The sequence below is a fragment of the Collimonas pratensis genome (assembly GCF_001584185.1).
GTDB lineage: Bacteria > Pseudomonadota > Gammaproteobacteria > Burkholderiales > Burkholderiaceae_D > Collimonas > Collimonas pratensis.
In genome coordinates, this window is sequence record NZ_CP013234.1 from 3399067 (window position 1) to 3417415 (window position 18349).

18 protein-coding genes are annotated in these 18349 nt (G+C 59.5%); 10 read left to right on the plus strand and 8 right to left on the minus strand.

Annotated features, from left to right (window positions below):
* Nucleotides 1-77: 77 nt before the first annotated feature.
* Nucleotides 78-3023 (minus strand): VIT domain-containing protein, encoded by a 2946-nt coding sequence (locus tag CPter91_RS15215; RefSeq protein ID WP_061941690.1) that lies wholly within the window; start codon nt 3021-3023, stop codon nt 78-80.
* A 203-nt stretch (nt 3024-3226) separates the two neighbouring features.
* Here CPter91_RS15215 and CPter91_RS15220 point away from each other — a divergent pair, with 203 nt between their 5' ends.
* Genes CPter91_RS15220 through CPter91_RS26555 form a run of 3 tightly spaced genes read left to right on the plus strand, consistent with a single transcriptional unit; the run spans nt 3227 to nt 4832 of the window.
* Nucleotides 3227-3826 (plus strand): sigma-70 family RNA polymerase sigma factor, encoded by a 600-nt coding sequence (locus CPter91_RS15220; RefSeq protein WP_061941691.1) that lies wholly within the window; start codon nt 3227-3229, stop codon nt 3824-3826.
* Nucleotides 3823-4515: a hypothetical protein gene (locus tag CPter91_RS15225; RefSeq protein WP_150119714.1), complete on the plus strand. Its 693-nt coding sequence runs from the start codon at nt 3823-3825 to the stop codon at nt 4513-4515. Before CPter91_RS15220 ends, CPter91_RS15225 begins: the two co-directional genes overlap by 4 nt.
* A gap of 32 nt (nt 4516-4547) precedes the next feature.
* Nucleotides 4548-4832 carry a hypothetical protein gene (locus tag CPter91_RS26555; protein ID WP_150119715.1) on the plus strand — a complete coding sequence of 95 codons (285 nt, stop codon included), beginning with the start codon at nt 4548-4550 and terminating at the stop codon, nt 4830-4832.
* Between the two features lie 36 nt (nt 4833-4868).
* Here CPter91_RS26555 and CPter91_RS15230 read toward each other — a convergent pair whose 3' ends face one another.
* The 4 genes from CPter91_RS15230 to kbl form a co-directional block, all read right to left on the minus strand.
* Nucleotides 4869-5279 carry a type II toxin-antitoxin system VapC family toxin gene (locus tag CPter91_RS15230; protein ID WP_061941694.1) on the minus strand — a complete coding sequence of 137 codons (411 nt, stop codon included), beginning with the start codon at nt 5277-5279 and terminating at the stop codon, nt 4869-4871.
* Nucleotides 5280-5336: 57 nt separating this feature from the next.
* Nucleotides 5337-5549 (minus strand): FitA-like ribbon-helix-helix domain-containing protein, encoded by a 213-nt coding sequence (locus tag CPter91_RS15235; RefSeq protein ID WP_061941696.1) that lies wholly within the window; start codon nt 5547-5549, stop codon nt 5337-5339.
* A gap of 302 nt (nt 5550-5851) precedes the next feature.
* Nucleotides 5852-6817, minus strand: a complete 966-nt coding sequence (locus tag CPter91_RS15240) for an NAD-dependent epimerase/dehydratase family protein (protein WP_061941697.1) — start codon at nt 6815-6817, stop codon at nt 5852-5854.
* A 22-nt stretch (nt 6818-6839) separates the two neighbouring features.
* On the minus strand, nt 6840-8075 hold the full coding sequence (gene kbl / locus CPter91_RS15245; RefSeq protein WP_061941699.1) for a glycine C-acetyltransferase: 1236 nt from the start codon (nt 8073-8075) through the stop codon (nt 6840-6842).
* Nucleotides 8076-8232: 157 nt separating this feature from the next.
* Between kbl and CPter91_RS15250 the strand changes: the two genes are divergently transcribed.
* The gene (locus CPter91_RS15250; RefSeq protein WP_099047209.1) at nt 8233-8814 is read left to right on the plus strand and encodes a helix-turn-helix domain-containing protein; all 582 of its coding nucleotides are present in this window, start codon (nt 8233-8235) and stop codon (nt 8812-8814) included.
* Between the two features lie 103 nt (nt 8815-8917).
* Here CPter91_RS15250 and CPter91_RS15255 read toward each other — a convergent pair whose 3' ends face one another.
* Together CPter91_RS15255 and CPter91_RS15260 are read right to left on the minus strand one after the other, a co-directional pair.
* Nucleotides 8918-9373: an outer membrane lipoprotein gene (locus tag CPter91_RS15255; RefSeq protein ID WP_061946288.1), complete on the minus strand. Its 456-nt coding sequence runs from the start codon at nt 9371-9373 to the stop codon at nt 8918-8920.
* A 244-nt stretch (nt 9374-9617) separates the two neighbouring features.
* Nucleotides 9618-10367, minus strand: coding sequence for an SDR family oxidoreductase (locus tag CPter91_RS15260; RefSeq protein WP_061941701.1), 750 nt, complete (start codon nt 10365-10367; stop codon nt 9618-9620).
* A 222-nt stretch (nt 10368-10589) separates the two neighbouring features.
* Here CPter91_RS15260 and CPter91_RS15265 point away from each other — a divergent pair, with 222 nt between their 5' ends.
* From CPter91_RS15265 to CPter91_RS15285, 5 genes are all read left to right on the plus strand, one after another.
* On the plus strand, nt 10590-11078 hold the full coding sequence (locus CPter91_RS15265) for a DNA-deoxyinosine glycosylase (RefSeq protein WP_061941702.1): 489 nt from the start codon (nt 10590-10592) through the stop codon (nt 11076-11078).
* 179 nt (nt 11079-11257) lie between these two features.
* Entirely contained in the window at nt 11258-12094 is an 837-nt protein-coding gene (locus CPter91_RS15270; RefSeq protein WP_061941704.1) for a spermine/spermidine synthase domain-containing protein, read from the plus strand.
* A gap of 60 nt (nt 12095-12154) precedes the next feature.
* Nucleotides 12155-13936 carry a type IV pilus assembly ATPase TfpB gene (gene tfpB / locus CPter91_RS15275; RefSeq protein WP_061946290.1) on the plus strand — a complete coding sequence of 594 codons (1782 nt, stop codon included), beginning with the start codon at nt 12155-12157 and terminating at the stop codon, nt 13934-13936.
* A 409-nt stretch (nt 13937-14345) separates the two neighbouring features.
* Nucleotides 14346-15452, plus strand: coding sequence for a substrate-binding domain-containing protein (locus tag CPter91_RS15280; RefSeq protein ID WP_061941706.1), 1107 nt, complete (start codon nt 14346-14348; stop codon nt 15450-15452).
* Nucleotides 15453-15551: 99 nt separating this feature from the next.
* A complete protein-coding gene (locus CPter91_RS15285; RefSeq protein ID WP_061941708.1) occupies nt 15552-16772 on the plus strand; it encodes a 6-phosphofructokinase in 1221 nt (406 codons plus the stop codon).
* A gap of 28 nt (nt 16773-16800) precedes the next feature.
* Here CPter91_RS15285 and CPter91_RS15290 read toward each other — a convergent pair whose 3' ends face one another.
* A complete protein-coding gene (locus CPter91_RS15290; protein WP_061941710.1) occupies nt 16801-17823 on the minus strand; it encodes a class I fructose-bisphosphate aldolase in 1023 nt (340 codons plus the stop codon).
* 298 nt (nt 17824-18121) lie between these two features.
* On the opposite strand from CPter91_RS15290, the gene CPter91_RS15295 reads away from it, so the two are divergent.
* Entirely contained in the window at nt 18122-18340 is a 219-nt protein-coding gene (locus tag CPter91_RS15295) for a glycine zipper 2TM domain-containing protein (RefSeq protein WP_061941712.1), read from the plus strand.
* The last annotated feature ends 9 nt before the right edge of the window (nt 18341-18349 follow it).

An 18349-nucleotide genomic window follows, 5' to 3' on the forward strand; every position in this document is an offset into this window, starting at 1 on the left:
TGCTTCGCAGGACAAGCAATCAAGGGCTGCCAGGCAGATTGTCTGGCAGCCCTTTTCTTTACGGCCGGCGGCCTGCCTTACGGGGCGACGTCGAATTCACCGACAAAGACCGTATCCTGCCGGTCCTTCAGGCGCAGCGTCACCATTTGCTCCTTCTGCTGGGGCGTGCCGAACGCGGTCGTCAGCTTGACCTGCAAGGTGGTGTCGCCGGCAATCAGCTGCTGGCTGTTGCCGAAGTAATTGGCTTCTATCTTGTACTTGCCCGGCTTCGCCTTGCGCAGCGAGAATTCCTCCGGCCCATACCCCTGCGTGAAATCACGTGACATGCGGCCTCCCTGGTGTGTCAACGGATAGCCGTAGAAGCATTTTTCGCCATTCGGATCGGTCACCCACAGATCCATATCGGAATTATCCGCATCCCAGGTCATCACCACGCGCAAATCGAGCGGCATGTTCTTCAGGAAACGCGGATCCATCCGGCTGGTGTCGAGCGCAACGCCGGCCGTCGCCACGATCTGGTTCAGCTCAGCCAGGGCAATCGTTTCGATTTCCGGAAAGCGCGCATCCCATGGCCGCTGCACTACTTCGTACAACTGATCGATCGCCAGCTGGTACTGCTGGTTGGCAGCGTAAGCCAGTCCCAGATCGCGGAACGATTGCGGTTCTTCTTCGGCCAACTGCCTGACCTTTTCAAAGACCGGGATGGCCAGCGCCGGGGCTCCGGCCTGCAGCAGGCGATAGCCCAGTATGCGCAGCACAGCGCGGTTTTCCAGGTCCATCTCCGCCAGGTTGGACAAGACGCGCAAGGCCAGATCGCGCTGTCCCTTCTCCAGCAGGACGTCGGCGGCATCGAGGAAGAAGGCGCTGCTGTTGGCGTAACTTGGCTTTTCGTCGAGATAGATGGCGTACACGGTATCCGCCGACGCTGCCTTGAGACGGTCGATATACGGCGCATTGGCGCTCCACTTCTGCAGCGCCACGCTGATTTCCGGCATTGCGGGCGCGGCATCGCTGCTTGCCACGGACTTTGCTGAATAATTGGCGGCTCCCTCCGAAAAGCGTTGGCGGCTGGCAACTGGAGCCGGAGCCGGCGGTGGTTCCGCAGCTGCGGGAGGCGCGATCACCGGAGCTGCCACAGCCGAAACAGGAGCCGGAGACGCCAGTTCCGGGGCAGTCATGGCTGCCGGCGGAATGATCGCACGCACCCGACCGGCGCCGCTGAGGGCATCAGGCGTGGTTTTTTTAGGCTTAGGCATGTCGTCTTTAGAAAAATCTTTCTCCCACCAGGCGATCTTGTGCTGGAACTGCTGCAGCACGTTTTCCATATGCCGGCTACGCGTCTGCCTGAGGTCGCCATCGCGCAGTTTCTTCAGCTGATTGAACGCGGCCTGATATTCTTGCGGCGGAGCGACGTCGTAGCGTACGTAATCGTCAAGGCGCTCAAGCACGATCAATGAGGTCTCGCGGGTCGCCAGGCCAAATTGCTGCCCGATGCGGCGGATCTCTGCGCGATGCACATCACGGTTGCCTTCCAGTTCGCGCAGGCGGTACCCTGCCCACAGATAGGCTGCCAGCGGGTGCGCGGGCGCGGTTGCCGAGAGCGGGATGGTAGTCGTTAGCAACCGGCCGTTTTGCCGTGTCGTGAGCGTCAGCTGAGCTTCCGGATTACGCAAACGGCCAGCGATACGGAGTATGCCGTTTTTGGCGTCGTGCGACTCGATTTGCAAATCGCTGGCGCCGGCCGCGGTCAATGCTTCTACATGCGTCGCGTCGCTCAGCAAGGCTTGCGTCGCCGCAGCGGTAGTCTGCGCTGAAACCTGTATCAAGCGGCCGCCGGTATTTTCCGCCCAGGCGGACAGCAGACTGGCATCAGCCGCCAGCGCCGAGTTCAAGGCATACAGACGCTGGCCTGCAGCAAGCTTGGGGAAAGCCGCATTGCCGTAATTGCTCAAGCCATCGCTCACCAGCAGGTATTCGCCGACATCCGCCTCCGGTTTCCAGTCGCTCAAAGCACTGGCGCCATCGTAGGCAGTGTTCTGCAAGATCTGGCGCAAGGCGCTCCAGTTGCCGTTGACGATATGGAAGGATTGTTCCGGTTCCGGCCTGTCACGCAAGCGGGTCAGACGCACTTCAGCATTGCCTGCGGCCTTGAAATAACGATCGAGAATGGTAAATTCTGCATCGTGGTCACGCGCCGCACCGGAGCCAGAACTATCCCACAGCAAGCCGATCACCTTCGGCAAGCTGCGCGCCGTACGCGTCTCGGCTACCGGTATTTCGGTGACAAACCATGTGCCGTCATCGCGTACCTGGGTGTAAGTCTGCGGCTTCTCGCTGGCAGGTATCAGCAGATTGAGCATGCCGCTGGCGGCAAATCCGCTCTTATTGACATGCATCTGATACTGTTCACCGGTACGCACCAGGCCAATGGCGCCCAAGCTGCCGCTGGCCTGCGGCGCGGCCATGGCGCCATGCACATTGAGCGTCAGATCGAAATCGCGCATGCGGTCGCCGTAAGCCAGCGGCAAGCGGTACTGCCAATTCTTACCCTGGCGCGCCAGCGACTCCACGTACCTGATCTCCACCGTGCGCGTACCGCCGGCTGGAATCGGATAGATTCTCAGTTTGAAATTATTGCCCTGGGTAGCTTCCAGCAGGCCCGGATCGACCCGGCGTCGTTCGATTGCTTCGAATATCTGCCGACCCTTGGCTTTTTCAACCGGCACGGCAGGCCGCTGCCGCCCTTCGATATCCAGCGAAAAGCCGACGATCTGCTGGCCGTCGAGCAAGGGGAACTGCAGCTGCCCCTCAAGCAAGCGCCGGTTCGGATTGAAGAACACCATCTGCACCGTCGTCTGCGCCATGCCACCACTGATCTCGCCGCTGACGTGCAGGCTTTGCAGCGCAATCGGCTCTTCAGCGCCGTTAGCGATAATCAGTCTGGGCGGCATCACCGTCCGTGCCTGCACCGTGGGAAGTAGCAATAGCAGCGCGCATAGTGCGGCCAACAAGCCTCGTAACATATTATTCTCCGTTTATGCCGATACGCCGGCTTGCGATATGAAACGAAGCAGTTTCTGAAACGGGGTTAAATCCGCAAAAAATTTTTGTTCAGGAAGAAAATGGCTGGCCGGCAAGCATGCATCAGCGTATTGCTTTCTCGCACGGCACAAGTCACAATCGGCGCTACCGCCCTGCCGGGCCAAGAAGCTGCCGACTATCCGCCATGCCCGCTGAACCCTCCGATGAATCGTTGATGCTCAATTACCGCGACGGTGACCTGGGCGCGTTCAGGGAGCTGTACCGGCGCCATAGCCAGGGTTTATACAAATTCATTGCCTGGCGTTCGCCGCGCCGCGACTGGGTCGACGAGATCGCGCAAGACAGCTGGGCCGGCCTGCATCAGGCGCGCGCCCGCTATCAGCCTGAATCGCTGTTCCGGACGTATCTGTTCCAGATCGCGCGCAATCGCCTGATTGACCTGTTGCGCCAGCAGCAAACCTTGCTGGCCAGCGAAATGGGCCAGGGCGACGACGAACAAACAGCATTCGACTACCTGGCCGAAACAGCGCAGGAAACGCTTTCGCCAGAAGCCGTGCTGGAAAACCGGGAGCGCATCGCCAGGCTGCACGCGGCGATACGGCTGCTGCCAGGGGAACAAAAAGAGGTTTTGATTTTGCAGCAATTTAACGGCATGAGCCTGGCAGAGATCGCACTGATTGTCGCCGCGCCGGAAGAGACCATCAAGAGCCGGCTGCGCTATGCCATGCGCAAATTGCGGCAGCAACTGACACCGGACCTGGATTCCAGCGAGGAGGCGGCATGATGTCCGAAGACAGCAAGCGGTTGGACGACGCTGAATTTGAGGCCTTCCTGCAAGGTCATGGCGAACTGGCGCGCCAGCTGCAGGGGCTACCGCAACCCTCGCCTTCAGCCGCGCTGGACGCCGCCATCCTGGCGCAGGCCGAGACCCTGCTCAAAACGGCAACGCCGCTGCCGCAGGCGGCCAATGACGCCTTGTCCGGCAAAGCCGGCAAGCCGGCCAAACCGCGTTTCCTGATGCGCTGGTCCACGCAACTGGGCATGGCCGCTTGCATGGTGCTGGCGGTGCTGGCCACTTTGCGCTGGCAGACAGAGCCGGCGACACAGTCTTACGATACGGCGCCGCCAGCCGAACCGGCGCCACCGCCTCCCGCATCTGCAGCGGCGCCGTCAGAAAAATCACTGGAACCGGTTGAAAAGAAAGCCCAGGCAAAGCCGGAATTGGTGCGGCCCAAAGCTATTACCCGCAGCGCCCGCCGGTGGCCAAAGCCGCACCGGAAGCGAAGCCGCCAGTCCCGGCCCAGGATACGCAAGCCGCGCCTGCTCCAATGCCAGCGCCGGCCCCATTTGCAAGCAGAGAAAACTACGCCGTTTCACCACCGCAATTGGCAAGTCCGGAACATGTGCCGTCGCGAGCCCGGGCAATCGTCGTGCCGCAGGCCCCGGCCGCTGCCAATCCGCCATCGGCGATAGCAGAACCGGCAGCGACGTACTCACCCGCTCCGGTGCCAATCGTTCCGCCCCCGGTATATTCACCGGCTCCTGCGCCGGTAGTAGCGTCTGGCGCCACCGCAACAGCAGCGCCAACGGAATCGGCGCCCGGCGCCACCCTTTCAGGAAAACAGGAATCGACCGAGCGCGCCGAGGCTTGGCTGTCAGCGATTGACGAAATGCTGAAAGCGGGCCTGCGTCAGGATGCTTTGGAAGAATGGGATAAATTCAAGCGCGCCTATCCGAACTATCCGGTACCGGAAAAATTGCGCGCGCAAATCAGGCTATTGCAGAAATAGAGGTGAAGCAGAGCATGCATGCCGAGTTCACCGACTTCAGGAAAATGGATTTATCAGGTCCACGCCTGTACCGATAAAATCGCCGGTATTACGCGTAACGACAGTCATGCTATGGATCAAGGCGATCGCGGCAATTTGCTTATCGATCGGATGTTGATTGTCGGCAGACATCAGACACCCCCACACCTGGGCACAGTCGTCGTCAAACGACAGGATACGATCAGCATATTCCGTGGTCAGCGTCTGCAGCCATGTCTCCAGCATTTTGGCCTGCGCCGAATCGCCACGGCGCTTGACGATTTCAACGCCGCGGCGTATTTCGCCTATGCTTTGCACCGGCAGATAAATCGCATCGAGGTCGACCGAGCGCCAGAACTCCTGCGTTCCGCGGTTGGCTTTTGCCCCTTTACGGGACTCGCTGATGACATTGGTATCTAGCAGATACACGCCTTACTCCTGGATTTATTCTTGAATTTAATCTTGAATTTAATCTTGAATTTAATCTCAACTATTGCGCGCATCGAAGTCCTTGTCTTCCCCGACATTCGGCATGCTCAACAAGAAGTCCACCAGCGAGCGCCGCTTCGGACGCTGTAGCGCCGCCCGCAGGATTTCCCTGTGCTCGGCTTCTGCGCTGCGGCCATGCGCCGCCGCCTGTTGCTTGAGTGCCAGAGTAAGTTCTTCTTCCACGTTTCTCACCACCAGGTTTGTAGCCATTGCAGTTCCTCACAATTGATTGCAACGCTATCACTTTAGCGAATTACTGCAATCAATGCAAGCACCTCTTTGGCCATTAGTTATTTTTTTAAAAAGAATATCCCTTTCAAGGCAATTAATGCAGACGTAGCCGGAAAATTAGTTGAATACTTATGAAAAAGGGCTGGAAGACAAATTGTCTCCAGCCCTTTAGCTGACGTGCAGCGCTTTATTTAATGCGCATCCCGGCGCGGCCGCATTCCAGCGGTTGCTTAAAAAAGTTTACCCGCACAGCTGAAACGCAAGCCAGTTCAAGCAGAACCTCAGGCAACCTGCTTTTCCTGGCTGACCGCTCTGCGCCCGGCCAGATGCGTCAACATGTCGTCAACCATCTCGCTCAAGCTGTATGCAGGACGCCATGCCCACTCTGCCCTTGCATTGGAATCGTCAATCGAACGCGGCCATGCATCGGCGATTCCCTGGCGGAAGTCCGGTTTGTAAGCCGCCTGGAAAGTTGGCACGCGCTGCTGGATGATGGCTACCAGCTCGCGCGGCGAAAAGCTCCACGCCGCCAGATTGTATGAACCGGCCGTCTTGAGATTCTCTTTCGGCGCGCTCATCAGTTCGATGGTAGCGCGCACGGCATCGTCCATGTACATCATCGGCAATGTGCTTTCCTCGCCCAGGAAACTGGTGAAGGCGCTGCCGTCAGCCGCGGAGAACAGCGCCTGGATGGCGTAGTCGGTGGTGCCGCCTCCGGGTTCCGCCGAGTAGCTGATCAGCCCTGGATAACGCAGGCTGCGGATATCCATGCCGTACTTTTCCGCATACCAGGTGCACCAGTGTTCGCCGGCCAGCTTCGAGATGCCGTAGACAGTCTTCGGGTCCATAGGGCCGATCTGCGGCGCATTGTCGCGCGGGGTCGACGGGCCGAATGCGGCAATCGAGCTAGGCCAGAACACCTTCGACAGCTTGGCCTGGCGCGCCACTTCCAGCACGTTCAGCAAGCCCGTCATATTGAGGTTCCAGGCCCACTCCGGATGCTCTTCGCCCTTTGCCGAGAGCGCCGCCGCCAGGTGATAGATTTCACCGATATCATGCCGGCTGACCACCTCGGCCAGACGCTTCGCATCCGTGACGTCCAGGGTTTCATAAGCCAGTTCCGGATGCTTGCCGGCCTGCTGTATATCGCTAGTGACAACCTGCTTGGCGCCATGCAGTTTGACGAGCGCCGTCGCCAGTTCGGTGCCGATCTGTCCGTTTGCACCGATTACCAATACTTTTTTCATCTTTATCTCTTTAAGGTTTTCTTCAGTTCTTTACCAGGCCGAGCTCTTCGCCGGCTTGCCGGAAAATGCCCACTGCGCGCTGCAAGGTCGCTTCATCGTGGACCGCCGACATCTGCACCCGGATCCGCGCCTGCCCTTGCGGCACCACCGGATAGAAGAAGCCGACCGCATACACGCCGAGTTCATACAGGCGGCGCGACAGCTTTTGCGCGACGACGGCGTCGTACACCATCAGTGGAACGATCGGATGGGTGCCTGGCTTGATGTCAAAGCCGGCTTCGGTGATCGCCTTGCGGAAGTAGACGGTATTGCGTTCCAGGCGGTCGCGCAATTCGGTCGATGCTTCCAGCAGATCGAGCGCCGCAATCGAGGCGCCGACAATCGCCGGCATCAAGGTATTCGAGAACAGATAAGGCCGCGAACGTTGCCGCAGCAGGTCGACCACCTCGCGCCGGCCGGCTGTGAAGCCGCCGCTGGCGCCGCCCAGAGCCTTGCCCAGCGTGCCGGTGATGACGTCGACCTTGCCGAAGATGCCGCGCGCTTCGTGCGTGCCGCGCCCTTTGGCGCCCATGAAACCGGTGGCGTGGCAATCATCGACGCCCAGCAGCGCGCCGTACTTGTCGCACAACTGACGAATCACATCCAGCTGCGCCACCGTACCGTCCATCGAAAACACGCCATCGGTAAACACCATTGAAAAACGGGCATTGTCAGCCTTGGCCTGCTTCAGGCAGCGTTCCAGGTCTTCCATGTCGTTATGTGCATAGCGATAGCGCTTTGCCTTGCACAAGCGCACGCCGTCGATGATCGACGCATGGTTGAGGGCATCGCTGATGATCGCGTCCTGCTCACCCAGCAAAGGCTCGAACAAGCCGCCGTTGGCATCGAAAGCTGCCGCATACAGGATGCAATCCTCGGTACCGAGGAAGGCGGACAGGCGCTGCTCCAGCTGGCGGTGGATATCCTGCGTGCCGCAGATGAAGCGCACCGAGCTAAGGCCGAAACCGTGCGAATCGAGGGCGTCGTGGGCGGCCTTGATCAAGGTCGGATGGGAAGACAGGCCCAGGTAGTTGTTGGCGCACAGATTGATCAGCTCGCCGTTGTCGGTGCTGATCTTGCCGCCCTGCGGGCCAAGGATCAGGCGCTCCGTCTTCAGCAGGCCAGCAGCTTCGATGGCGCTCAGTTCGTCGCGCAGGTGGCTGTAGAACTGCGGAGCGCCATGGTTTTGGGTATCTTCTTGCGTCACTGATGATGTCATTGTCAGCCTCGATCTTATATAATATATTGTTCTAATTCGATATATCGAACACAAATTCCACGATAATGCACAATAACCAGGCTGTCAACCAGATGCCCAGCAATTCAGTGAAAAAAACCGGCGGGGATAACATAGAAAATAAGCATGGAAAATAAACATGGCAGATAAGATGCTGGACGATGCGCCGCCAAAAGTCGGCGACACCCTGGTCAGGCTGCGCCAGGCCGATGGCCTGTCGCTCGACGCCCTGTCCAAACGCGCCGGCGTGTCGAAATCGATGTTGTCGCAGATCGAGCGCAACCAGGCCAATCCGACGGTGGCCGTGGTGTGGCGCCTGGCCAACGCACTGGGCGTGCCGATCTCTTTGTTGGTGGATGGCAACCAGGTAGTGCCGGCTTCGATTGAAACCGTGGCTAGCCACGCCACACCCTCGTTGCGTTCCCGGGACGGTCATTGCGAGCTGCGCATCCTGGGCCCAATCGAGCTGGCCGGCCAGTTCGAGTGGTATGAACTGTCGCTGCAACCGGGCGGCTGCCTCGATTCGGAGGCGCATGAGCCGGCGTCGCGCGAACACTTGACCGTCCTGTCGGGTAGTTTGGAAGTCCAGAGCGGCAGCAACCTGAGCAAAATCAAGGTTGGCGAAACGGCAAGATATGCCGCCGACCGCCCCCATTACATCAAGAATGTCGGCAAAAGCACCGCTACGGCTTTGCTGGTCGTGATCCATAACGGACCCTGACTGCCCGGCAGTTCAATAAAAAAGGGGTGAAGCAGCGATCGCGATCACTGCTTCACCCCTTGGCGTTTGCAGCCGGCAGCCATGCTGCCTGCCGCTTCGGCAATTAATGCGTGACGCGGGTAACGCCGCCGGACGACAGCAGGCGCACACGTTCGCCGACTCTGAACGGCTCATCAGCATCCTGGGTAATCGCGCGCAGTTCACCGTTGTCCAGGCGTACGGTAATTTCCAGGCCAGGGCGCTGGTTCAGGTTGTTTTCCACTTGATTGCCGACGATGCCGCCGAGTACGGCGCCGACCACGCCGGCTGCCAGCGAGCCATTACCCTTGCCGATGGTCGAACCGGCTGCCACCGCGCCGAGCGCGCCGCCAGCCAGGGTGCCGGCGCCGTTGCCGCCGTGGTTCTTGTCAATCGTCACCGGCCGTACCGAATCCACTACAGCCATGCGCACCGATTGTTCGCCCTGCGCCTGGCGGCTGCTATACACATTGGCAGAATTCGGGGTCACGGCGCAACCGCCCAAGGCCACCAAGGCGGCGACAATAATCAGATTCTTCATCATTCTTGATAACTCCATCATAAATTGCTCTTACATTAAAATTCCCGCACCAGGACAACCTGATCAGCACGCCAACAGAGGGATTGCCAAATCAATGATAGTGCAGAAAGGAAACTTTTTACAGCATGATACATGCCAAGCCCGTAGGCAAGTAATGCGCATTCTAGCAACTTTCTCATCAGCGCCGGATTTTTGCCAAAAAGACCAGCTTGCCACCTGCTCAATCTTCGATAAGGAATGCGTCTCAACGACCGCCCGAGACGTCGATGAATGTGCCGGTGCAATACGAGGCTTCCTCCGACAACAGCCATAGCACCGCGCAGGCGACCTCCTCGGCGCTGCCACCGCGCCGCATCGGCACGCTGTCCTTGACGCGCTCAACCCGGCCCGGCTCGCCGCCGCTGGCGTGTATCTCCGTGTAAATGACGCCCGGGCGAACGGCATTGACGCGGATACCCTGGTCAGCTACTTCCTTGGCCAGGCCGACGGTCATGGCATCGATCGCGCCCTTGGAAGCGGCGTAATCGACATACTCGCCCGGACCGCCCAGTTTAGCCGCCATCGACGACAGGTTGACGATGGCGCCGCCCGAGCCGCCGAAGCGGGTCGACATGCGCCGCACCGCTTCCCGCGCGCACAGAAAACTGCCGATGACATTGGTGTTCAGCACACGCTGCAAACGCGCTACATCCATTTCTTCCACCCGCATCTGGCGCTCCAGAATGCCGGCATTGTTCACCAACGCCGTTACTTTGCCCAACTGGCTGTCAACGCTTTGGAACAAAGCCATCACGTCCGCTTCGACAGCGACGTCGCCGGCTAGCGCCAGCGCTTCGCCGCCGGCACCGCAAATGGCAGCCACCACCGCCTCGGCGGCGCTGCGGTTGTGCAGGTAGTTGACGCACACGGCGTAGCCGCGCTCAGCAGCCAGCAACGCCGTGGCGGCACCGATGCCGCGGCTGCCGCCGGTGACGATCATGACTGGTTTCGACATGCTTGCTTCCTCATTCTTTACGCTTCAGGACAGGGGACTCAAATGCGATCTTGCGTTCACCAGCGACCGCCTCGAATATCGGCACATTATAATCAAGCTGAGATGAACGATTTTTTGACTGATTTTTTGACTGTTTTTTGACTAATGACTATCACCGGAGTTGCACAGCTCCGGCATATATCACGCAGACATACCCAATATCACGCCAGGCTTTATAAGAAAATGAATCGCAAACGCAGTTTTCCAGCGGTCGTCGATCCGCAAGTCCACACGCTGATCCTCGGCAGCCTGCCCGGCGTCCTGTCGCTGGCGCACAGCCAGTATTACGCTCATCCGCAAAACCGCTTCTGGAAACTGCTGGCGGAAATCATCGGTATCGATTTGCCGGCCCTGCCTTACGCAGAGCGGCTGCCGCTGCTGCTGGCGCATGGCTTCGGGCTGTGGGACGTGGTGGCCGAGGCACGCCGCGACGGCAGCCTGGACAGCAATATCCGCGATCATGTGCATAACGACCTGACCAGCCTGATTGCCACGCTGCCGCAATTGCACACCATCGCCTTCAACGGCGGCACTGCCGCCAAGCTAGGATTAAAGGCATTGGGCGAACACGCCGGCCGCTACCGCATCGTCCTGCTGCCCTCCAGCAGCCCGGCCTACACCCGCCCCTACGCGGAAAAGCTGGCGGCCTGGATCACGCTGCAAGAGCGCTGAGCGCCGATTACAAATCCTGCATTTCGACTATTTCGTCTACCACCAGGATCGCAGCCAGGAGCTTGCGACGGCGCTGCAGCAATCGGGGAAAGCTATATTTAGGCCAAATTTACGGCTGTGGCGCGGTATCATTGCTGCATATCCTTATTTACCTGCTTTTTGCCTAATAAATCCACCTGATGCTGATCAAACGCAAATCCATAGAAGCCGACGCCAACCGCATGGAAGGCCCGCGCAAGCGCACCGCCGTTGCAAAAAAAGACGCTCCCAAGCCGCCCCGCAAGCCGAAGTTCGCACCCGTCACCTTATCGGAGCAGGATGGCGTGCGCTATCTGCATTTCGGCACCGAATGGGTACAAGGCGCCATGCGCTTGCGCAAGCCGGATTGGCCGGAGCTGGAATACGCCCAGCAAATGATGGCCTGGATGCTGTTCAATCCGGCGCCTCAGCATATCGTCCAGCTGGGCCTTGGCACCGCGGCGCTGACCAAGTTCAGCTATCGCCAGTTTCCCGAGGCGCGGGTGACCGCGATTGAGCTGAATCCGTCGGTACTGGCGATCTGCGCCTCCATGTTCAAGCTGCCGCCGGAAGACGAACGGCTGTCGGTGGTCGAAATGGACGCCATGGATTTCGTCCTCGATCCGCTCAACCACGACAGCATCGATGCCTTGCAGGTCGACCTGTACGACGCCACCGCGCGCGGCCCGGTGCTGGATACGCCGGAGTTCTACAGTGCTTGCGCGGCTTGCCTGAAGGACGACGGCATCATGACCGTCAACCTGTTCGGCGATCATCCCAGCTATGCCAAGAACCTGAAGGCCATGATGTTCGCCTTCGACGATGTCTGGTGCCTGCCTGAGGTCCACGAGGGCAACGTGATTGCGATCGCTTTCAAGCAGGCGCCGCCGGTTGACTTCAGCGCCTGGTACGAACGCGCGGCGGAAATTACCGCAGCTACCAAGCTGCCCGCCAAATCCTGGGTCAACGGCCTCAAGGCCTGGCATTCGCCGCAGTAAGCGGCTACGCTGGATACCGTGCCGGCGCACGCCGGCTTCACCAAACCAAAGCCTATCGCAATGAACAATGCATCGCCCAAAACACTCGACCTGCAGCAGATCTTTACCTGGCTGCTGAACGACGGCACGGTCGACAAGAATGAGGTCAAGGCTTTCTACACCCAGGCGCAGGGGATATTCCGCAACGCTGCTATTGCCATCCACCCGCTTAGCGCGGTGGCCCAGTGCAAGCGGCAGTCGGCGTTGCCGCCGCACCGGGTGCTGACGCTGGAATGGTTGACCGAATGGCTGGCGCGCCAGGTCCAGCTGCCCTTCTACCGGATCGACCCGCTCAAGATCGATTTTGCGAAAGTCGCCGACGTCATGTCGGCCAGCTACGCTACCCGTTTCAATATCTTGCCGGTCGAGCTGAGCGCCACCGACCTGGTGATCGCCACCGCCGAGCCGTTCCGCACCGAATGGCTAGCCGAAATCGCCAAGATCAGCCGCCGCAACATCCGCCTGGTGATCGCCAATCCGCTCGATATCACGCAATACATCACGCAGTTCTTCACGCTGGCGAAATCGATCAAGAGCGCGCACAAATCTGGCGGCCAGGACCTGGCGCTGCGCAACAATTTCGAGCAGCTGGTCGAGCTTGGCAAAACCAACAAGCAGGTCGACGCCAACGACCAGCATATCGTCAACATCGTCGACTGGCTGTGGCAATACGCGTTTGAACAGCGCGCCTCGGACATCCACATGGAACCGAAGCGCGATTTCAGCGCGATCCGTTTCCGCATCGACGGCGTCCTGCACCAAGTGTATCAGGTGCCGGCGGTGGTCATGATCGCCATGACGGCGCGCATCAAGCTGCTGGGACGGATGGACGTGATCGAAAAGCGCCGGCCGCAGGACGGACGCATCAAGACCCGCACCGCCGGCGGCCAGGAAATCGAGCTGCGCCTGTCGACCTTGCCGACGGCCTTCGGCGAGAAGCTGGTGATGCGGATTTTCGATCCGGACGTGGTGGTCAAGACCTTGCCCGAGCTGGGATTTCCGCACGACGACGCCCTGCGCTGGGACACGCTGACCAAGCGCCCGCACGGCATCATCCTGGTGACCGGCCCGACCGGCTCCGGCAAGACCACCACGCTGTACACTACGCTGAAAGCGCTTGCCACTTCCGAAGTGAACGTCTGCTCGGTCGAAGATCCGATAGAAATGGTGGAAGCATCGTTCAACCAGATGCAGGTCAACCATGGCATCGACCTGACCTTTGCCGACGGCGTACGCGCTCTGATGCGGCAGGATCCGGACATCATCATGGTCGGCGAAATCCGCGACCTGGAAACCGCGGAAATGGCAATCCAGGCCGCACTCACCGGCCATCTGGTGCTCTCTACCCTGCACACCAACGATGCGCCCTCGGCGGTGATGCGCCTGCTGGAGCTGGGTGTGCCTTACTATCTGCTGGAAACCACGCTGATCGGCATCATGGCGCAACGCCTGGTGCGTACGCTGTGCACCCATTGCAAGAGCGCCGACGGACAGGTCGCCGACGAAGTCTGGGCACAGCTGGTAGAAAATTGGAACCTGCCCAAGCCGGCCGCCGTCTACCATCCGGTCGGCTGCCCCGAGTGCCGCCAGACCGGCTACCGCGGCCGTACCGGTTTATATGAACTGCTGACCATCACCCAGCCCTTCTCCAAGATGATCCAGGCGGAAACCGACATCCACGCACTGAAAAAGCAAAGCATCGCCGACGGCATGAAACCTTTGCGGCTGGCCGGCGCGCTGAAAGTGCTGGAAGGCGTCACCACCGTGGAAGAAGTCTTGAAGGTCACTTCGGCGTTGACCTGACACCAGGCTTCCTGGCCGGTCGCAACAACTGCAAAAGGGCTACCCGCCGCCATGGCTGGTAGCCCTTTTGTCCGTCTGTACTTTCCTTTGCAAAAAGCCCTCGTTTGGTGCGGTGCAAAGGAGAAAATCATGGTTCGGCCTGGCGCAGAAAGTGCTTTGCATCAGAGCAGCACTTGATTTCCGATAGACAATTATTTAACCTTTGCGTAAGCTAAGGCGCAGCAAGGCGGATAGCTTTCCAGAAGGAGACAGAAGTAACGGAAAGCAGCATCGGTACGGGCTAAGGGAGATGGTGGCAGTCGCAGCACAGGGAGTAGTTGTCGAATAATAATTTGCATTCATTTGCAATAAAAGACAGGCGGGAAATCCGCTCCGACCATACGCAGTCAACATCCGGATAAAAAATATAATGAAATTTACAAATTTTAATTTTGTAACGGTAGCACTTGTCTTCGGCTTTATCAGTTCAGCATTCGCACAGGAAGATCCGACCTTGTTCTTGAATCGGGCCAACGCCAAGATCGCCAAGGCGATGGCTTTCAAGAACAGCTGGGACGGCCCCACCAGCGGCCCTAAAATCTCGGCGCAAAAAAAACTCATCGTCGTCATCGCTTCCAATCTCAAAAACAATAGTGTCCTGCGGGTTTCCAAGGGCGTGCAGGAAGCCGCCGCGGTCGCCGGCTGGGAAGTGTTCGTAATCGATTGCTGGGGCGTGGACAACAAGCACGCAGAAGCCTTCAGCCGCGCGCTGGCATTGAAGCCAAGCGGCATTGTGCTAGCCGGTATCGACGCCAACGAACAGCCGAAGGAAATGAACGCTGCCAATGCCCAGAATGTCCCGGTAGTCGGCTGGCATGCATCGACCCGGGTCGGTCCGAGCGACGGTCTGTTTTCCAACGTCACTGCTGATCCGAAAGAAGAAGCCCTGATCGCCAGCCTGCTGGGCGTGGTCGATTCCAACGGCAAGGCCGGCGTGGTGGTGTTCACCGATCCGGCCAGCCTGTATTCGCAAGCGAAGTCGAACGAAGTGGTGGCCGTGATCAAGCAGTGCCGAACTTGCAGCCTGCTCAGCGTCGAGGCCTTGCCTATCGCCACCTCGCCTGACAAGCTGCCAGCCTTGCTGGCGACGCTGCAGCAGCGCTTCGGCAAGAAATGGACGCATATCATCGGCGTCAACGACAGCTATCTCGACCTGCTGGCGACGCCGGCCTCGATGAGCCTGCTCGCCAACAACAAGATCCAGGCACTATCGGCCGGCGAAGGTTCTGAAACGGCCTATCAGCGGATTCGCAGCAAGAACCTGCAGATCGCCACCGTGCCGGAACCTTTCGGCCAGCAAGGGTGGCAGATCATCGACGAGCTCAATCGCGCATTTGCCGGCGAAAAAGCCAGCGCCTACACCACGCCGGCCTATCTGGTGACGGAGCAGAACATCGCCTTTCACGGTGGCGACAAGAATACCTTTGAGCCGAATAACGGTTACCGCGCCGAGTACAAAAAAATCTGGGGCAAATGATAGCGCCCGCCGCGGCGGCAATGCGTATCGGGCTGGCGCCATGCGATCGGGGTAGAATCGGGTGACAGCCCATTCAACGACGGATCAAGGAGCAGGCAAATGCAAGCGAAAAGAATCCTTATTGCGCAAGGCGGCGGCCCCACCGCGGTGATCAACCAGTCTCTGGTCGGCGTGGTGCTGGCGGCGCGCGGCATACGCGATGTCGAGCTGGTCTACGGCGCCCGCAATGGCGTGCGCGGCATCGTCAATGAAGACTTTCTCGACCTGGCGCAGGAAACCAGCTACAACCTCGAGCTGGTGGCAAACACCCCCTCCTCTGCACTGGGATCTACCCGCGACAAACCCGATCTCAAATATTGCCAGGAGATCATCCAGGTATTGCAGGCGCACCAGATCAACCATTTCTTTTATATCGGCGGCAACGACTCTTCCGATACGCTGCGCATTCTCAGCCTGGAAGCAGAAAAACTGGCTTTCCCGCTGCGCTGCATCCACATTCCCAAGACCATCGACAACGACCTGGTAGGCAACGACCACACTCCAGGATTTCCATCCGCCGCGCGCTTCGTGGCGCAGGCCTTTGCCGGCGCCAACCTGGACAATGCCGCCCTGCCCGGCGTCTATGTCGGCGTGGTGATGGGACGCCATGCCGGCTTCCTGACGGCAGCCTCGGCGCTGGCCAGGAAATTCTCCGACGACGGCCCGCACCTGATTTATCTGCCCGAGCGCAGCTTCGTGCTGGAAAAATTCCTGGCCGATGTGAAGGAAGTCTATCAGCGCCTGGGCCGCTGCGTGATCGCCGTATCGGAAGGCATACACGATGCGTCCGGCACGCCGATCGCCAGCCTGCTGACCGAGACGGTGGAGCACGATGCGCACGGCAATGTGCAGTTGTCGGGCAACGGTGCGCTGGCCGACCTGTTGTGCGAAGAAATCAAGACTAAGCTGAACATCAAGCGCGTGCGCGGCGATACCTTTGGCTACTTACAGCGCTCGTTTGCCGGTTGCGTTTCGGATGTGGACCAGCGCGAAGCCCGCGAAGTGGGCGAGAAGGCGCTGCAGTTCGCCGTGCAAAAAGAACGTAACGGCACCGTCGCCATCAAGCGCAACGGCGACTATGCAGTCAATTATGAATTGCTGGCGCTGGATGTAGTGGCAGGCAAGACCCGCGTCATGGAAGACGAGCTGATCGCTGCCAGCGGCACCGACGTCAGCCCCGCCTTCCATCAGTACCTGCGGCCCTTGCTGGGAGCCGGCATGCCGGACGGTTTCCGCCTGCGCGCCGAAGCGGTCGCCAAGATACGCAACAAGGCCGGCTGAATCCGCCGCCGGCAGCACCCTGCCCCGGCTAAGCGGCGCCCTCCATGCCGCTATCGTATTTCCCGGCGCATGCCAGGCTGTTCAGCTGGCAGCGGCGCAGGAAAATCTTTTGCGCTTCCGCGACGTTCTGCTCTAGCCCTTGCCAGTTATCCAGCACCGGCGCCTGCAGCGCCCGCCCATAGGAAAAACTGACTTGCCAGGGAAACGGGCCGAGCTGGTTCATGGCGCTCAGATGCGCAGTGGCATCCTCCGCGCTCTGGCCACCGGACAGGAAAACGATGCCAGGCACGGCCGGCGGTACATGGCGCGCCAGGCAACGCATGGTGGCTGCCGCCACTTGCCCGATATCGGCCTGCTGCGGCGATTTCATGCCGGCGATGACCATGTTCGGCTTGAGCAGCATGCCTTCCAGCGCCACGCCGTGGGCTGCCAGCTCTTCAAACACGGCTTCCAGCACTTGCGCGCTTACCGCCTCGCAACGCTGCAGGTCGTGGGCGCCATCCATCAATACCTCCGGCTCGACGATCGGGACGATCCCGGCTTCCTGGCACAAGGCGGCGTAACGCGCCAAGGCATGGGCATTGGCGCGGATCGCATAGCTGCTCGGCAGCGCGGCGGCGTCGATCTCTATCACGCCGCGCCATTTGGCGAACTTCGCCCCCAGCTGCCGGTACTCTTGCAAGCGTTCACGCAAGCCATCCAGTCCCTCGGTGATTTTTTCTCCGGCATGCAACGCCAGCGACTTGGCGCCGCTGTCAACCTTGATGCCAGGGAGAATCCCGCGACTGTTCAGCAGCTCGGCGAAGGGGATCCCTTCGGTACTGTTCTGGCGCAGGGTTTCATCGTAAAGGATGACACCACCCAGATAGCGTTCAGCGCCCATGGTAGTGAACAGGATTTCGCGATAGCGGCGGCGGTTTTCTTCGCTGCATTCGAGCTTGATTGCATCAAAGCGCTTCTTGATCGTCGGCCCGCTTTCATCCGCCGCGAGAATGCCTTTCTGATCCGCCACGATGGCGCGAGCAACCGATTTCAGTTCATTGATATCCATTGTCTGATACTCCTGATGATGACAGCAAACGGTAAGAACTTATGCCAAACATGCTGCCATGGATGCCTCCCCATGGCAACCGTAGAGAAATCTGCCCGAACCTTTCTTCCTATACAGCGGCCTATGTTAGCCGGCGCACGGTCAAAACCGTTGAATGCCATTAATAGATGCACAAACTGGAAGACAAAGCAGCCTTAGGCGCGCCACCGCACTGACGAGCCATCCGTTTGAGACTACTTTGGAATCCACGGTGTGGGCATTTCCCTGGCACTGGATATTTCGACAAAGAGGTGTTCCAATGAAAACGACTCAAAAACTGGCAGTCAGTGCGATTACCCTGATCATGGCACTTGGCCTGAGCGCATGCGACGGCATGTCGCGGCGCGGTACAGACACAGCCGTCGGCGCCGGCATAGGCGCAGTCGGCGGCGCAGTGCTGACTAACGGCAGCGCCCTGGGCACCGTAGGCGGTGCAGCGGTTGGCGGCATCATCGGTAACCAGGCCGGCAAGCATTAAACTTCTGTT

Coding starts and splice junctions, on each gene's coding strand:
- CPter91_RS15215 (WP_061941690.1), bottom strand. CDS start 3,023: ATGTTACGAGGCTTGTTGGCCGCACTATGCGCGCTGCTATTGCTACTT.
- CPter91_RS15220 (WP_061941691.1), top strand. CDS start 3,227: ATGCCCGCTGAACCCTCCGATGAATCGTTGATGCTCAATTACCGCGAC.
- CPter91_RS15225 (WP_150119714.1), top strand. CDS start 3,823: ATGATGTCCGAAGACAGCAAGCGGTTGGACGACGCTGAATTTGAGGCC.
- CPter91_RS15235 (WP_061941696.1), bottom strand. CDS start 5,549: ATGGCTACAAACCTGGTGGTGAGAAACGTGGAAGAAGAACTTACTCTG.
- CPter91_RS15240 (WP_061941697.1), bottom strand. CDS start 6,817: ATGAAAAAAGTATTGGTAATCGGTGCAAACGGACAGATCGGCACCGAA.
- kbl (WP_061941699.1), bottom strand. CDS start 8,075: ATGACATCATCAGTGACGCAAGAAGATACCCAAAACCATGGCGCTCCG.
- CPter91_RS15250 (WP_099047209.1), top strand. CDS start 8,233: ATGGCAGATAAGATGCTGGACGATGCGCCGCCAAAAGTCGGCGACACC.
- CPter91_RS15255 (WP_061946288.1), bottom strand. CDS start 9,373: ATGAAGAATCTGATTATTGTCGCCGCCTTGGTGGCCTTGGGCGGTTGC.
- CPter91_RS15260 (WP_061941701.1), bottom strand. CDS start 10,367: ATGTCGAAACCAGTCATGATCGTCACCGGCGGCAGCCGCGGCATCGGT.
- CPter91_RS15265 (WP_061941702.1), top strand. CDS start 10,590: ATGAATCGCAAACGCAGTTTTCCAGCGGTCGTCGATCCGCAAGTCCAC.
- CPter91_RS15270 (WP_061941704.1), top strand. CDS start 11,258: ATGCTGATCAAACGCAAATCCATAGAAGCCGACGCCAACCGCATGGAA.
- tfpB (WP_061946290.1), top strand. CDS start 12,155: ATGAACAATGCATCGCCCAAAACACTCGACCTGCAGCAGATCTTTACC.
- CPter91_RS15280 (WP_061941706.1), top strand. CDS start 14,346: ATGAAATTTACAAATTTTAATTTTGTAACGGTAGCACTTGTCTTCGGC.
- CPter91_RS15285 (WP_061941708.1), top strand. CDS start 15,552: ATGCAAGCGAAAAGAATCCTTATTGCGCAAGGCGGCGGCCCCACCGCG.
- CPter91_RS15290 (WP_061941710.1), bottom strand. CDS start 17,823: ATGGATATCAATGAACTGAAATCGGTTGCTCGCGCCATCGTGGCGGAT.
- CPter91_RS15295 (WP_061941712.1), top strand. CDS start 18,122: ATGAAAACGACTCAAAAACTGGCAGTCAGTGCGATTACCCTGATCATG.